Origin of the sequence: uncultured Aquimarina sp., assembly GCF_947495315.1 — a bacterium.
Lineage (GTDB): Bacteria > Bacteroidota > Bacteroidia > Flavobacteriales > Flavobacteriaceae > Aquimarina.
Genome location: NZ_CANLYD010000022.1, coordinates 54,715 through 69,818 on the forward strand (window position 1 = coordinate 54,715; position 15,104 = coordinate 69,818).

Annotated in this window: 14 protein-coding genes; 11 read left to right on the forward strand and 3 right to left on the reverse strand. The window is 34.2% G+C overall.

Annotated features, from left to right (window positions below):
- Positions 1 to 10: 10 nt before the first annotated feature.
- The 11 genes from Q0910_RS26375 to Q0910_RS26425 all read left to right on the forward strand — a co-directional run bounded on the left by Q0910_RS26375 (position 11) and on the right by Q0910_RS26425 (position 13,197).
- Positions 11 to 4,408 carry an RHS repeat-associated core domain-containing protein gene (locus Q0910_RS26375; RefSeq protein ID WP_299223298.1) on the forward strand — a complete coding sequence of 1,466 codons (4,398 nt, stop codon included), beginning with the start codon at positions 11 to 13 and terminating at the stop codon, positions 4,406 to 4,408.
- A gap of 5 nt (positions 4,409 to 4,413) precedes the next feature.
- A complete protein-coding gene (locus Q0910_RS26380; protein WP_299223300.1) occupies positions 4,414 to 4,827 on the forward strand; it encodes a hypothetical protein in 414 nt (137 codons plus the stop codon).
- Between the two features lie 469 nt (positions 4,828 to 5,296).
- The gene (locus Q0910_RS26385) at positions 5,297 to 5,755 is read left to right on the forward strand and encodes a hypothetical protein (protein WP_299223302.1); all 459 of its coding nucleotides are present in this window, start codon (positions 5,297 to 5,299) and stop codon (positions 5,753 to 5,755) included.
- Between the two features lie 1,491 nt (positions 5,756 to 7,246).
- The gene (locus Q0910_RS26390) at positions 7,247 to 7,981 is read left to right on the forward strand and encodes a hypothetical protein (RefSeq protein ID WP_299223304.1); all 735 of its coding nucleotides are present in this window, start codon (positions 7,247 to 7,249) and stop codon (positions 7,979 to 7,981) included.
- A gap of 219 nt (positions 7,982 to 8,200) precedes the next feature.
- A complete protein-coding gene (locus Q0910_RS26395) occupies positions 8,201 to 9,130 on the forward strand; it encodes a hypothetical protein (protein WP_299223306.1) in 930 nt (309 codons plus the stop codon).
- 4 nt (positions 9,131 to 9,134) lie between these two features.
- The gene (locus Q0910_RS26400) at positions 9,135 to 9,605 is read left to right on the forward strand and encodes a hypothetical protein (protein ID WP_299223308.1); all 471 of its coding nucleotides are present in this window, start codon (positions 9,135 to 9,137) and stop codon (positions 9,603 to 9,605) included.
- A 29-nt stretch (positions 9,606 to 9,634) separates the two neighbouring features.
- On the forward strand, positions 9,635 to 10,873 hold the full coding sequence (locus Q0910_RS26405; RefSeq protein WP_299223310.1) for a hypothetical protein: 1,239 nt from the start codon (positions 9,635 to 9,637) through the stop codon (positions 10,871 to 10,873).
- On the forward strand, positions 10,861 to 11,178 hold the full coding sequence (locus tag Q0910_RS26410) for a hypothetical protein (RefSeq protein WP_299223312.1): 318 nt from the start codon (positions 10,861 to 10,863) through the stop codon (positions 11,176 to 11,178). Before Q0910_RS26405 ends, Q0910_RS26410 begins: the two co-directional genes overlap by 13 nt.
- The gene (locus Q0910_RS26415; protein WP_299223313.1) at positions 11,171 to 11,635 is read left to right on the forward strand and encodes a prepilin-type N-terminal cleavage/methylation domain-containing protein; all 465 of its coding nucleotides are present in this window, start codon (positions 11,171 to 11,173) and stop codon (positions 11,633 to 11,635) included. The genes Q0910_RS26410 and Q0910_RS26415 overlap by 8 nt, the downstream gene beginning before the upstream one ends.
- 2 nt (positions 11,636 to 11,637) lie before the next feature.
- A complete protein-coding gene (locus Q0910_RS26420; protein ID WP_299223315.1) occupies positions 11,638 to 12,768 on the forward strand; it encodes a type II secretion system F family protein in 1,131 nt (376 codons plus the stop codon).
- A 234-nt stretch (positions 12,769 to 13,002) separates the two neighbouring features.
- The gene (locus tag Q0910_RS26425) at positions 13,003 to 13,197 is read left to right on the forward strand and encodes a hypothetical protein (protein ID WP_299223317.1); all 195 of its coding nucleotides are present in this window, start codon (positions 13,003 to 13,005) and stop codon (positions 13,195 to 13,197) included.
- A 97-nt stretch (positions 13,198 to 13,294) separates the two neighbouring features.
- On the opposite strand, the gene Q0910_RS26430 is transcribed toward Q0910_RS26425, so the two are convergent.
- The 3 genes from Q0910_RS26430 to Q0910_RS26440 form a co-directional block, all read right to left on the reverse strand.
- Positions 13,295 to 13,429 (reverse strand): hypothetical protein, encoded by a 135-nt coding sequence (locus tag Q0910_RS26430; protein ID WP_299223319.1) that lies wholly within the window; start codon positions 13,427 to 13,429, stop codon positions 13,295 to 13,297.
- Between the two features lie 160 nt (positions 13,430 to 13,589).
- Complete coding sequence (locus Q0910_RS26435; RefSeq protein ID WP_299223321.1) at positions 13,590 to 14,042, reverse strand: hypothetical protein; 453 nt, start codon at positions 14,040 to 14,042, stop codon at positions 13,590 to 13,592.
- A gap of 532 nt (positions 14,043 to 14,574) precedes the next feature.
- The gene (locus Q0910_RS26440; protein WP_299223323.1) at positions 14,575 to 14,994 is read right to left on the reverse strand and encodes a hypothetical protein; all 420 of its coding nucleotides are present in this window, start codon (positions 14,992 to 14,994) and stop codon (positions 14,575 to 14,577) included.
- Positions 14,995 to 15,104 lie beyond the last annotated feature (110 nt).

The following is a 15,104-nucleotide window of genomic DNA, read 5'->3' on the forward strand; positions in this document are numbered from 1 at the left end:
AAAAGAAAAAATGACAAAATTTAATATATATATAAGCTGCTTTTTCTTAGTATTGGTATCTTTCATAGGTACGGCTCAAAATTTAAATTGGTATCAGAATACCGGTTTTGATATTATCGATGCTAATACCGTATCAGGAAATGGAAACCTATTATCATTTGAAGTATTATCGGAAGAACAGTCTACAGGGTATTTTGAAGTAACCAACTTTAAAGTAAACGGAAATAATCTTGCTGGTTTTTTAGAAACCAAATTTACAGTTGCTTCCATCTATTTTTCACGAACAACCCAAACTTCATTAAATAATACAAATCAATATATTCTTAAAATCGATCATAATGGAAATTCAGGACTTGTAGGCAATAGATATACTATTTTTGCATATAACCTTGATGGTACGGAAATAGGGCGTTTAGAAGATATCACTCTACAAACCTCAGATCGAGTGCGTATTGAGAAGACGAGCAATTCACAACTGCGCTTTCTTTATAATACCCAAGTAATAGGAACAGTGACAAATCCTAACCTATCTTGGTATAGAGCGGGAGTATCAGGCTATATTCTAACTGATAATTCTTCCAACTCTGTGTTATCCTTGACGTATACCCAACAAGGTTTTGAAATTACTAATAATAGTTACGGTCCCTTTAACGTAACGGATACCGATAAAAACTGGGTGTCCGTGAATAGTTATGGAATTACCGAAAATGTAGTAGGTAATTTCAAAGGAGCTAGTGTAAGCTATTATGATGATCTTGGGAAAGGAACGCAATCTCAATCATTTGATCAAAAAACCGGCAAAACCTGGGCAAGCGAAGTTCGATATGATCATCAGGGAAGGCCTGCTGTAGGTACTTTGAGTGCTCCTATAGGAAACGATGGTGCATTTACCTACAAAGAAGGATTTATCAAAAAATCAGGAAATGCAGATTTTAATAGTAGTGATTATGAAAATGCTGATCTAGAAAATCCAGAACCCGTAACTGCCGAAGCAAACACCTTAGGCTGGTATTATAGTGAAAACAACACTAGTGATCCTTATCAGGATGTAACCAACAGACCGTATTCTAGAACAATTTATAGTGAATTAAATCCTGGAACAGCCCTTAAATCGGTTGGTGGTAACAAAATAGCAGGTGAATGGAAACAAGGCTATGTATTTTCTATGCCTGCTGGGCAAGAGTTATCAAAACCTGGAGCTTTTGGAGAAACTAAATACAATGATTATAAAATCGTAAAAACGGTAGCCAGAGATGTTCACGGAGTAGAATCTGTAGTCTTTACAGATACCGATGGTAAAACATTAGCAGCAGCCAGAAGTGGTAACGAAGAAGGCGGTATTGACAATTCAAGAACATCCGCAGTAAAAATCGGGGAACAAGGATTTGTAGATGTCCATATCCCTGTTGAACGCACAGGAATATCAGTATCTGGTAGTAGTTCTATCACTATATATGACTTAATCACAGAACAAATCGTTACTGCAAGTGTAGGAAGTTTATCCAATGGTTTTTATAGAATTGCCGTGAACGATCCGGAAACCTATACTGCAAATAGCATAACAGTAACCTATCCAGAAAACTACTACGACTATAGCCTCAATGAATATGACAAAGCAGGAAGATTGCTGAGTAGCAAACAACCGTTACAACAACTAGAAAGTACTTTTGAGTATAATACGCTGGGGCAATTGACACAAACTCATAGTCCTGATGAAGGAGATGCATGGTTTTCGTATAGAGAAGATGGACAAATACGTTTTTCTACCAATAGTAAACAATGGGAAAACAAAGAATTTTCATATACCAATTACGATCATTTGGGTAGACCTGTAGAAAGTGGGGTATATAAAGATAATAGCCTAGCGTATTTACAAGCTTCCATTCCTATAGATCAGGTGGCAAAAACGACGGATCCTTTTAAAACGGCATTAAAAAACCTAATTGATACCCCGGATGGAGATGGTTTAACAGACGCTAATTGCGCTGAAGTTCATATGACCACATATGATGCACTACTACAATCAGATAAAAATTATCTATCAAGTGTAAACAACAGTTATACCAATCCATCTTTTTTATCGGGTAACGTAGCCAAAACCGAGAACGAAAATACAACAACGTACTACAGTTATGACATCTACGGCAGAGTGCAATGGATCGTACAGAACATTGCAGGTTTAGGATCAAAAACCATTGATTATGAATATGATCCAATTACCAGTCAGGTAAATCGTGTACTGTATCAAAAACATAGTACTACCGATCTATTCATTCATAGATATACCTATGATGAAAATGACTATAGCTTAACCAAAGTAGAAACCTCTACAGATGGAAACAACTATAAAGAACACGCTACCTATGAATATAACGAGACAGGAGCATTAAAACGATTGAATCTAGCAGAAGGATTGCAAGGGATTGATTATGTGTATAATCTAAACGGTGCGCTAAAAAGTATTAACAGCGCAAACCTAACGGCAGCTACCGATCCAGGTGGAGATAACAATGACCTTTTTGGGATGAACGTACATTACTACAATGAGGACTATAGACGTACAGGAACTCCTAAAACCATACCAACGACCCCAAATGGAATCGAACAATATAACGGAAATATAAAATCCATTATCTGGAACACATTAGGGCAAAACAATAGCAGTCCTGACTCTTATTATTATTCTTATAATAAAAATAACTGGTTAACAGGTGCTAGTTTTAACCAAAATGTAAACGAAGCAGACACGAGTATTCCATTGGATTTAGATCCGCTAAACCAGCCTGTAAGCAGCACTACCAATGCAGAAGCTAGAAGATCTATCACCTTAGAAAATGGTTTTAGCATCACAGCAACAAGTGGTCGTACTTTTAGTGCTAAAATTGTAACCGACGGAACGGTACAAGGAGATGCTGATTACAACGTATATAACATTACCTATGACGCTAATGGTAACATCCAGCAATTAAACCGTAATAAAGACACGCATCAGGGTAGTAATGCGATGGATAAGTTATCGTATGAATATAAAACTGATAAACCTAACCAATTACTAAGAGTAGACGATGCAGCGGGAGATGTTGCCGGAGCAGATGATATAGGAGATCAGGATGGTATTAATTACGAATACAACGATATCGGTCAATTAGTAAAGAACGTTTCTGAAAATATTGAGTATCTTTACAATGCCAGTGGTCTAGTGACAGAAATTAAAAAGGCTGACCAGCCACTGGTCAAGTTCTTTTACAATGATAAAAATCATAGAGTACGCAAGGAATCTTATAACCCTCAAAATGGTAATCTAACCTATACGGAGTTTTATATCCGTGATGCTGCGGGAACAGCGATGGCTATTTACAGAAAAGATGCCAATGGCACCAATCTGGTAGAAAACACCATTTATGGAGCCAGTAGATTGGGAGTACATAAGACAGATGGTAGTAGCTATTATCAATTGACCGATCATCTGGGCAATGTACGTGCTGTAGTAGGTAGAACCAATACGGGGCAGGAGATCGCAATGACCACTGCTACAGATTACTATCCGTTTGGAATGCCAATGCCAGGACGTAACCTTCAAGGAGACTATAGATACGCATACCAAGGCCAGGAAAAAGATCCCGAAACAGGGAAAGAAGCATTTCAACTGCGTTTGTGGGATAGTAGAATTGGGCGGTGGTTGACTACGGATCCAGCGGGACAATATGCATCTCCATATATGGCAATGGGTAATAACCCAATTAGTCGAATTGATCCTGATGGAGGGTATGACGATACTATTTACACACATGGTGACCAGTCAGTTGAAGTTCATGATGGTGTTGATAAAACAGTTGAAGTTAGTGCTGAAGGTTTTAAAACAGCACAACAATATGCTTCTTTAGGAAAATTTAAAAATTGGACTCGTGATCAGTTTGTAAGTTATAAATCTTTTTATGAAACTCAATTGTATGGTAATACTTTTGATGAAAGACTATCAAATTTAGATGCATATATCTGGGATGCTATTAAAGATGATTTTTTAGGAAATAAATTGCAAGATCCTGCTATGCAAATTGCAATTATAGAAGACTATGGTTTACTATCAGGTGGTGGTGGGGCTGCAAAAAATGTTAAATACGCTCCTAAAATACTTGCTAAATTAAGAAGTACTGAAATTGGAGCTCAAGCTGCAGATAAAGTAGCTGATATTGCAAAACTCATGAAAGAAGGAGATATTTGGTTAATGAATGAAGCTATTTATACTTATGTCCATAAAGGAAAAACGTTTATTTTAGATGGTCACCATAGAATTGAAGCTGCAAAGTTATTAAATAGCTCTATTGAAGCAATAGAATTACCATTTAAACATGCTAGAAAACTTTTTGGTGATAAAATAGATGATATACATAGAGGTTTTTTTAATTAAGTAAAATGAAAAAAGAAATTGATACATATATAGGGTTTATTAAAGATTTTGAAGAAGAATTAAATACAACCTTTAATATTTCAGGAAATATTTGGGAAAAAGCAGGCAATGATTTCCCTAAATTGGGAGAATTTAATGGGTATAAATATAGTTTTCATGGAGCAGGTTGCAGGGTTGAAAAAGAAGGAGTAATATGCGAATATGATATCGCTCCTTTAAATAATACGAGCATTAAATTTTCCTTATGGAAACTTTTTAATTTTATCAAAACTAATCCTAGTTTACAAGACATGAGTAAGGATGATGTTCATGTAAATATTTTAAAATTAATTGAAGATAAAATCATTTCTAAACTAATTATTGAAAACATTGATACCGGTATATACCAAATATCCCCAAGCTGGCGCGAGCGAAATTAAGTAACGGCTAGCGCGATGCCAGCTCTACGAAGTTTGCAACTTCGTAGCGATAACAATAAGAAAGTAAAAACCCGATCGCTCGGATGTGATAGCGGGGAAATGTTTTCCGTGCAACGTCTGAGTAAAAATAAAAGCCCGATAGCGCGAATATGATAGCGCGGAATTGCATTCCGTGTCACATAAGAGTAAGCGACAACAATAAGAAAGTAGTAAAAACGGTCATGTTTGTAAAAAGATGTGGCTGTTTTCTTTTACAATAATTTGTAATTTACCGCACAGATTACAAAACCTGATAGCCTGGAAATGTTTTCCGTGCAACGTCTGAGTAAAAAATAAAAACACAAAACAGCTACAGATTTAGGCTTGTAACTGTTTTTATAGGGCATAATCAATCATATATCGGACTTCGAGAGCCTCAGCCCTCGTTAGGGATAGCATGCTTAAACATATAATTTCAAAATAGAAATCAATGACTCGATTATTAAAAATATTTGGGATTCTAATCTTGCTATTATTGTTTTTTGGGATTCCCTTAAAATTATATTTTAATAGAAATACTAAATCTTATAATAATCAGAATATTTACTTCGAACATTTCAATGTTTCATTCTCTGGTATTGTTAAAGATAAGGAACAAGTATCTAATGGCGCAGGAATAGTTACATTAGATATCATTACATCTTCAGTAAAAGAATATGATGTAAGAGATGAATATGAAACCTATCTTTGTGTAATAAAAAATGATATCGCAGAAGTTATTATGAATAGATTGTTTTTAATACAGCTAGATGACTCTCTTGTAATAGATTCCAAGAGAAAGAAAATGGATTTATTTAGAAATAGTTCTCTAAAAGAATCTTGGGATTTTCAACTACCAACAAATGCTACTTTCTTTTATACATTTGCTAGATGGAAACATAAACTATAACTTGCCCCAGATGCTGCTAGTATGGGCTACCGCTAGTTTTCAAAACTAGTGGCGGGTATGAGTAAGCAAATAACCTTGGCAGACAAAGCTAAAAATGATAAACAGCCACGATCTATTTTATATAGATTGTGGTTTTGTTTTTTTTAAGAAGAGTATACCCCGCTCCGCAAAGAGTGATTAAAAAATAAAGTTAGAATGCTGCGCGAATATCTCCCGACTTCGCGCAATGATCAAAGACGATAAGTCAAAAAATAGTAAAAACAGTCATGTTTGTAAAAAGATGTGGCCGTTTTTTGTTTTTTAAGAATAAGCCAGTCCCTGCTCTGCATTCTATGCAAAGCCTATCTTCCTTGCTGGTACAAGCAGAAAATAAGTAACGGTCATAGATTTAGGCTCGTAGTTGTTTTATGGTATATAATCAATCATATCTGGACTTCGAGAGCCTCGGCTCTCGTTAGGGATGGCACGTTAAGAATACTTTGATGATATTAGATAATTTCTTCCTTTAAATTTCTGGTTATTCTTATGAGTTATCTAAAAACACATCTTTAACATTTTAATAACAAAAATCACTTAAAGACGCCTAAAACCCACTTCAATTCCTAGGTTAAGGTACTTGTACAAGTGGGTACATGAGCATCAGAACATCGCTTAAGGTACTTATGATAGTGGGTACTCTTCTCATATAGGTATGCATGGGGTACTTCCAACACAGGATAGGGGTACTTCAAACAGAAGCATGACTAGACACAAACAGAAGTATCACTTGTATTGGAGCTAAGTGGCACTTCCCTCAGAGCTCGGTGTTGCTTGTGTTTGAGGTGTCCTCTGGGTAGTCTAGAGGTATGGAGAGGGTACTTACGAAGTACCCTTAAACCGTATGACTGTGTTAATTTATTAACAGATTTTTGATCATTAAGCACTTTAAAAACACTTCGATAAACTCCATGTGCCGGCTTAGTTAGTATGACGCCTTATCATTTGGTTTTTTTCGAGGGCTAAGGCTATCGAAGTCGGAAAATGACTGTATGTGATATTAAAGGAGATGTCATCGAATCTTCAGTTCATTAGATTTCGACTACAAGAGTACTATATCGAGTTGTATTTTGTCTTGCCTGGCAAGGTGAAGTTTCATAGTGATAACGCACAGATGTAAAAAAGTCAGAAACAGGAAGACGGAAGTTAGAAATTATAAATCTATTTTAGAATTAATGTAAACTTTTGTAGGATAAGACAACATCCGACTCCTGACATCCAACCTCCAACTCTCAACTTCGGACTCCTGGCTTCGGACCTCTGACATCCGACTCCTGACTTCCATCCCAAAATTTTCACACAAATCATGGTAACAAATCACACCAAACAGACACTATACTATAAGAAACCATTAGTAAGCGGTTAACAATCATAATAATCAGCACCTTACTAGTATAATTAGCTGTCTTCTATTATCTTTGGCGGCTCATTTTACGGAAGATAAAAAAACGAAATATGCAGTATAAAAAATATATTTTAGTAGTAATCGGTATCATCTGTTTAGTAGGATGTCGTAGCATTTCAGTAAACAAATCTGTTATGCATACTGCTACAACAACTCCCGTAGCATTAGGCGTTATTGGAATCCACGAAAATCATTTGCGTAACACAGATTTTCAGGTAACGACTATTCCTATGTATAAAAAGGATATTCGAGTAGGAGTTACTGCAGCAGATTTTGATAAAACTACCTACAAGGCGTACCTGTCTAAATCACAAAACAACAAACATCAAATTACCTATATAGATTCTTTAGAAACCAAACCACAATTTCTAAAAATAGAACTGATCGATTGGGTATCCACAATTTCCGAATTAGAGCAACCATATAACCAACAAACGATAGCGTACCTAAAACGACAACAAGGTGCAGAAATGATATCATCTGTTTCGTTGGCAGTATCACAAAACACTCTTAACGAAATAAACAGCGCAGAAGCTGTGTTTTTAGTAAACAAAAACTATAAACAATATGAATTATCGCTAGTTAAAGGTGGTAAAACCTATAAAACCATAGATTTTGCGGATACCACCATATTTGGGTATCGATTATCATATTTCTGTTGGGGAGAAAACGATAAGAGAAGAGTTGCTCTTTTTGATATTGTAGATGAAAATGACGATTGCCCAAAAAACACTTATAAAAAAGCTGAAAAGGCAAAAGAAAAAATAAATTATTTTAAGTTGTAAAAAGAAACTTATAATGTCAATTGATCATTTAAAAAAGCGTTAATTCGAGTGTCCGCCTCAGACGGATGTATCGAGAATAGCTTTTTTACGATCATAAATCTATTCTCGATAGCTCTACTGAGAGAAGCCGAAGTGCACTTTTCCTTAGGCTTGTACTGAGGAATATCGAAGTGTCGAAGCACTCGAATGGACGAATTAGGATAAAAACAAAAGATGAACATGAAAAAACAATTCTTATATATCTCAACACTATTCCTTACTTTATTAGGATGCGAAGAAATTCTGTTTGAAGAAGATCTTACGGGTGATATCGTTACAATCATTGCGCCTTCTGATGGATCACAGGTAGAAAGTACATCTGTTTCTTTTAGTTGGGATGCAGTTGATCAAGCTACCTCATACAGACTACAGATTGCCAGACCTACATTCGAGAATGCCGTACAGATTGTAGAAGATACTACGGTAACACTTACTAATTTTAGTATCACACTGGTGAAAAATGATTATGAGTGGAGAGTTCGCGCTCAGAATTCCGGATCACAAACCGAATATACAACTGCTGGTTTTAGTATCACCGAAAGTGAAGATTTTTCTGCAAGAGAAGTACTATTATCATCTCCAGAAGACAATGCCATTATAAACACTACATCAGTTACGCTACAATGGGAAACAGTAACAGATGCTATAACGTATAGAATACAATTATTAGATGAAAGTGATCAGGTAATTCAAGAAAATACTGCTACAAGCACCTCTATTCAACTTACATTTCCTGAAGGAGTTACTAAATGGCAGGTTCGAGCGGAAAATGATACTCAAAGCACCTTATACTTCTCTAGAAGTTTAACTGTAGATAGTATGAATCCTGCCAAACCGGAAACTACTGCACCAGCCAATCAGGCAGTACTTACGGATACAGCAGTATCTTTTAGCTGGACTAGAGAAGCTGTAGAGGGTACAACAGAATTTGATAGTATATATGTATATCGCAATGAGCAATTAACAGATCTAGTTATTAAAGATCGGGTAACGTCTCCATCAGAAATCACATTAGATGCAAGTAATACCTACTATTGGTTTATAAAAGCTTTTGATGAGGCAGGTAATCAAAGTGAAGCTAGTGACACTTTTAATTTCACAATAAATTAATACCATGCTAAAAGGTAAAAAAGGATTATATATTTTACTACCAATAGTCGTATTCATTTGGGGAGCTATTATTTTTCAAGTGGTTGATGCATTTTCTGATGAAGATCCAGTAGTTTCTGATATTACAAAGGTTTCTTTTGCCACCATAAAAACCAAGGAGCGAGAGAAATTTACGATTGGTGAAATAGATAGAGATCCATTTTTAGGAACTATATACCGTCCTAAAAAGGTGCTAAACAAAAATCCTAAGCCAATAGTAAAAAAACAGGAGACTGCCTGGCCTTCTATTCGTTATAAAGGGTTGGTTTCCGCACAAAATAATTCGTTAGCTATTTTTTTAGTAGAGATAAACGGATCAGATCAATTGATGAAGGCTAACGAATCATTTTCCGATGTGAAACTTATAAAAGGATCTTCTAGCTCCGTAAAACTAAAATATAAAGGTAAAACCAAGGAATTCCCCATTTTGAATTGAATGTATTCTACAAAATAAAAGCCCAAGCCATGCAGTTTGCATTGCTGATTTCTGTAATTATTGCAATACTACTTAGCGCCTTCTTATTACTTACACACGTACAATCTTTTTTTAGAATTAAATCACAAGAATTAATCGAAGCAGCCGAGTTAGCAAATTATCAACTATTCGAATCTTTAAACGACGCTACTACATCAAACGATACGATTCGCACCAATCTGGATACAAAAACCTTAAAATTAGCTACCAATTATTATGGCGCCTGGACAAAAACGTTTTCTGAAGTTACCATTAGAAATAGGAAAGTTAAAAAAGTCGCTTTCTCAGGATCCATTTTAGATCAAAAAACACCAAATCTTTATTTGGCAAATAAAAATGCTCCATTAGTCGTGGTTGGCAATACGCAATTAGAAGGAAATAGTTACTTACCTAAACAAGGTATCAAAGCCGGAAATATATCCGGTAATTATTATCAAGGATCAAGTCTTTATTATGGACGTACCATGGAAAGCAAGGAAACAATTCCTGAGCTAGATGTTACATGGCTTTCATATATCGAAGCACTTACAAAAGGTGATTACATCGACGAAGATTTTATTATTCCACTTGAAAAAGAAATTAAAAACTCATTTTACAACACTCCAAAAATTATATATAATAAGGAATCTATTATTCTTGGAAATGAAAAAATATCTGGAAACGTCATTGTACAATCAGCGTCCAAAATTGTTATCACATCAACTTCGCAATTAACCGATGTGATACTGATTGCTCCAACTATAATAATTCAAGATAATGTAAAAGGTAGGTTTCAGCTACTTGCCACCAAAAAGATTGAAGTTGGAAAACGGTGTCACCTCTCCTACCCATCTTCGATAATGCTGTTAGACAAAAATAGTATACCAATAGCTAATCAAGGAAATGCTTCGCAAAGCAAAACTCCGGATTTTAGTATCGATAAAAATACCATCATTGAAGGCTCTGTTGTGTATTTAAAAAAGAAAACAGCTATACAAAATCGAATCAAAACACATCTAAAAATAGAAAATAATGTTGCGATTACTGGCGAAATATATTGTCAAGGAAATATCGAGTTTTTAGGTACTGTAAAAGGGTCTTTATACACTCAGCAATTCATCGCTAATCAGTCAGGTTCTGTATATCTTAATCATTTGTATAATGGTAAAGTTCTGATAAATCCTATTCCTGAGTATGCAGGACTACCATTTAAGAACTCTAAAAAGAACGTAGCAAGATGGTTATACTAAAAAAAATACGAGCTGCTACATTGATCGAAACTTTAACGGCTTCGGTATTGATTATTATTGTATTTATGATCGCTAGCTTAAGTTTCAATAACATATTCAGTAATCATATAAAAAGGGATCGTAGCGCCATTGAAAATAGAATTAAAGAATTAGAATATTTGATCATTCATCATAAAATAGATATACCGTATACGGAAGATTTTGGCTCTTGGGAAATTGAAGTTATTACTAAGAATAACAACAACATTATATTTTATCGTCAGGGTGATAATACTTTAGAAAAACAAGTAATACAACATGACTAGTACTTCTCATAAAATAAAGGCCTTTACCATAACTGAAATGATGGTAGTCATTGTTATTTCTGCGGTTGTAGTCGGATTAGCCTTTACCATATTGGGGATTGTACAAAACAATATGAGAAGTATTGAGAATAATTATGAGTATCAAGCGCAAATACAATCTCTAGAAGTTGCCTTAACCATAGATTTTAATAAATATCCAACTGCACAATGGAATCCCAGGGAAAATGAATTACTACTTTCTTCTCCTATTCAAGAAAAGGTGTATAAATTCAGTACTGATAGTATTATAAATGACCTGGATGTTTTTATAGTAAAAACAAAGCATACTACCTTTTATTTTGAAGGAGAAGAAGTAAAATCAGGAAGCGTTGATGGTATTAAGTTTACCTTTGACAACACTACGGATTTACATCGTATTTTTATTTACAAACACAATGATCCTACAATCCACTTCTGAATATGGGAATAAAAATCGAAAATACTACAAAAGCAAAACAAAAGGATAGCTCTTTTGATATTTCGGAAATCCTAACGAAGGAGATTACCTTATTCGGAAATGCCTTTAACAGCAAAAAGAAAGAACAATGGTATGCAGAACTAAGTGTTTTATTAAAATCCGGAATCGATCTTAAGAGTGGATTAGAGTTATTGTCGGAAACTCAGAAAAAAGAAAAAGATCAGAAGTTAATGACCACCATGCTATCTAAACTGATCGATGGTAACGCTTTTTCTGAAATACTAAAAACGAATAAAAACTTTACCGATTACGAATATTATGCAGTAAAAATTGGAGAGCAAACAGGTCAGCTAGCTCGAATCACATTAGAACTAAGTGATTTTTATAAACGAAAAAATGATCTAAAAAGAGAGATCATTTCTGCACTTACCTACCCTATCATTGTGCTGCTAACAGCTTTGATTGTTATATTTTTTATGCTTAGATATGTAGTTCCTATGTTTGTAGATATCTTTAAGCAAAACAATGTAGAGCTTCCGGGTGTTACTAAAGCTATCATTGGTTTTTCTGAGTTTACGGGTGAAAATGGACTCCTTATTTTGGGATGCATTGCTATCGGAATAGTTTCTATTTTCCTTGTTTCAAAGAAAAAATGGTATCGAAAATTTATAGGTAATCTTCAGCTCAAAATTCCAATCCTCGGTAATTATTTCCGGAAAATATATATGGCCCAATTTACACAAGCACTTTCACTACTAACCTATGCAAAGGTTCCCATGGTGGACAGCATTGATTTGGTCAAAAACATGATTAATTTCTACCCGTTGCAGCAAGGCTTATACAAAACCAATCAATCCGTCATTTCAGGAGATAAATTAAGTGCTTCATTTGCCAAAAGCCCAATTTTTGACAAAAAATTGATTGCCATGATCAGGGTCGCTGAAGAAACCAATCAAACCGAATTTATTTTTCAGAAACTCAATGAACAATACAATCAGCAGGTAAAACATCAGTCACAAGTAATTTCTAATGTATTAAACCCCTTACTCACTATTATGGTAGGAGTTATAGTAGGTGTAATACTAATAGCAATGTATTTACCAATGTTTAGATTAAGTAGTGTGATTGGATAATAATAATTCTGATCATTCAATTGACTAAGTAAAAGGTAACAAACTTTATTTATACCGGAATACATAAAATCTAGCTTCACACATCGCATAATTTTGCACAAAATTAAATCAAAGAGGTTTTTGTGCAGAAATATTCCGTTGATCCACATTATTCTGTCGAACCCCCACAAAGTCATGTTTTGTTATTATGAAGAATTTACCTTAGAGTTATATAACTTATAAATTTTTCACATTATGATTGACAAAATCAAAAACTTAGGGACTTCTCTTAACAAAGAACAGCAAAAAGAAATCAACGGAGGAAATATCGGTGGAAGACGATGTAATTCAAACGCGGACTGCTGGAATATGTCTCCGTTTTTAGGACCTGGAGATGTTTCTTGTAGATACTCTCCTTTTTCATCGTACAAGGTATGTCAGTTTAATTAAGAGAATTTATTCTCTTTTGAGTCATCCTGAAACGGATTGGCAGTTTTTAATATCCCCTATGAAGCTAGCTTCATAGGGGATATTGTTATGTATAAAATTAGGTGTTTTTCTTTTTTGAAGGAACTCTAAATGCTTTCCTTGCTTTTATCTTATTATATAGTACAATCACCACTGCAAAAAGTGCTAACAGGGCAAATCCTCCTCTGCCCATTAAGTAATCAATAATCTCCATAGTTATAATTTTACTCTAGAGTCGGTAAAAACGGCAAGAACTTACATTTTTTTCTAATCTTCTTAGCTATGAAATTCAGGCAGATAATATGTAAAACCCTGAATAAATTTTGTTTTATTTCTTTTTAAGAAACTATGCTAAAAAGCAAAGTGATAATTATTTAACCAGTCATCACAGAGGTGCGTATGGAATATTCATCAATACTAGAAAGATTACTAAGTGAATAAATCTGATGCGAAGTATTACTTATGATATCTTCATAAAATGCTAATATCTTAGCATCAAAACCAGGAGTATCTTCTGCAGTGATCTTAAATATATCCATCTGATAGATAAAATTATTTAGAATATGATGACTAGAAGATAGCATCGCTTTATAAATCTTTAATTTTGCATTTTCTAATTTGACTTTTTTAAAGCGTCTGCGCATATCAAGTACTAAGAAAACGGAAAATATCAAGAAAGGAATAATAAATTCATCAAATTCGAACTGCTCTATACTGGCTAGAAATGCCAATACTTGTTCAAAAAGGTCTAGTTCTAAAAAAATAGCGGAGAAATACACGAACACGGATAACGATAATCCGATGATCGTAAGTTTGTAGTTGTTCATTGGAGGGGTCCTGAGGTTTAAAGTAATGACGATTTGTGATTGTTTTTAGTACATTATGATTTCTATTTCTGGATAAAATCATATAAGGATCGATTGTTAAGCCAGATAAATGTACATAAAATTTAATAAAAAAACGGTTTTACCATAATTTATTAACAATGCACGCATAGTTATTCACAATTTTAGTTGTCTTCATGAATCTACACTATCAAAATCCGGCTACGGCATACATACCCCACATATAACCGTAGCCATTGATTTTTTTTGTAATTGCTATTCAATTAAGCCTACCTTATTCATTGAATATTGCCCTTACTATATGTAAGTGTCATTAAACAGGTATTTGTTACTGTCAATTTTTAATTATTTTAAAAATAAATTGTAAGGCGTTAAGAATTAGCAGATAATAAGGTGGTTTTTATTGAATACGAGACAGAAGATAAAAAACAAAAGCTACTTTTTACAGTAACTTTTATCTTCTAGTAAATATTTATTTCTGAATTACAAATTATGCTAAATACAGGTAAACTCTTTAGTCATCAGTATCAATGTAAACACGACCATCAGTATAGGTTTCGCCATCATCAAATGAAATTTCTAACATAAATGATGTAGCTGTGAGTGACGAAATTTTATATAATCCACCACTAACCGTTTGTCCCTGTCCTGATAAATTAGTAACTTCTATTATACCGGCTGCTTGATCAAACCATTGCCAGTTTCCTTCACCTAGAACATCATTACCAAATAAAGAAATGTTTTGCCTATAAGTATTGTCTGATGAAAAATAAATATCAGCAGTAAAATCAGCCTCATCGAACCACCATTTGTCAAACAATAACTCTAAATTGTCATTGACTATCACGTCATCAGTATCATCACTGGAACAACTTACACTAAAAACACTTGTTAAAAGTAATACGAATAGCATTTTGGGTACTCTTGTTTTCATTCTTTTTTATTTTGGGTTATTAATTTATAAACACTTACTTTTTACAGTAACTTTTATTTTTTATTTTTTTTCTTACTCACATCCGTCCTTGTCAATGAAGAGCATCGTCA

What these genes read in the sequence shown, in the direction of transcription:
- Q0910_RS26375 (WP_299223298.1), top strand. Translation starts at nt 11, where the DNA reads ATGACAAAATTTAATATATATATAAGCTGCTTTTTCTTAGTATTGGTA.
- Q0910_RS26380 (WP_299223300.1), top strand. Translation starts at nt 4,414, where the DNA reads ATGAAAAAAGAAATTGATACATATATAGGGTTTATTAAAGATTTTGAA.
- Q0910_RS26385 (WP_299223302.1), top strand. Translation starts at nt 5,297, where the DNA reads ATGACTCGATTATTAAAAATATTTGGGATTCTAATCTTGCTATTATTG.
- Q0910_RS26390 (WP_299223304.1), top strand. Translation starts at nt 7,247, where the DNA reads ATGCAGTATAAAAAATATATTTTAGTAGTAATCGGTATCATCTGTTTA.
- Q0910_RS26395 (WP_299223306.1), top strand. Translation starts at nt 8,201, where the DNA reads ATGAAAAAACAATTCTTATATATCTCAACACTATTCCTTACTTTATTA.
- Q0910_RS26400 (WP_299223308.1), top strand. Translation starts at nt 9,135, where the DNA reads ATGCTAAAAGGTAAAAAAGGATTATATATTTTACTACCAATAGTCGTA.
- Q0910_RS26405 (WP_299223310.1), top strand. Translation starts at nt 9,635, where the DNA reads ATGCAGTTTGCATTGCTGATTTCTGTAATTATTGCAATACTACTTAGC.
- Q0910_RS26410 (WP_299223312.1), top strand. Translation starts at nt 10,861, where the DNA reads ATGGTTATACTAAAAAAAATACGAGCTGCTACATTGATCGAAACTTTA.
- Q0910_RS26415 (WP_299223313.1), top strand. Translation starts at nt 11,171, where the DNA reads ATGACTAGTACTTCTCATAAAATAAAGGCCTTTACCATAACTGAAATG.
- Q0910_RS26420 (WP_299223315.1), top strand. Translation starts at nt 11,638, where the DNA reads ATGGGAATAAAAATCGAAAATACTACAAAAGCAAAACAAAAGGATAGC.
- Q0910_RS26425 (WP_299223317.1), top strand. Translation starts at nt 13,003, where the DNA reads ATGATTGACAAAATCAAAAACTTAGGGACTTCTCTTAACAAAGAACAG.
- Q0910_RS26430 (WP_299223319.1), bottom strand. Translation starts at nt 13,429, where the DNA reads ATGGAGATTATTGATTACTTAATGGGCAGAGGAGGATTTGCCCTGTTA.
- Q0910_RS26435 (WP_299223321.1), bottom strand. Translation starts at nt 14,042, where the DNA reads ATGAACAACTACAAACTTACGATCATCGGATTATCGTTATCCGTGTTC.
- Q0910_RS26440 (WP_299223323.1), bottom strand. Translation starts at nt 14,994, where the DNA reads ATGAAAACAAGAGTACCCAAAATGCTATTCGTATTACTTTTAACAAGT.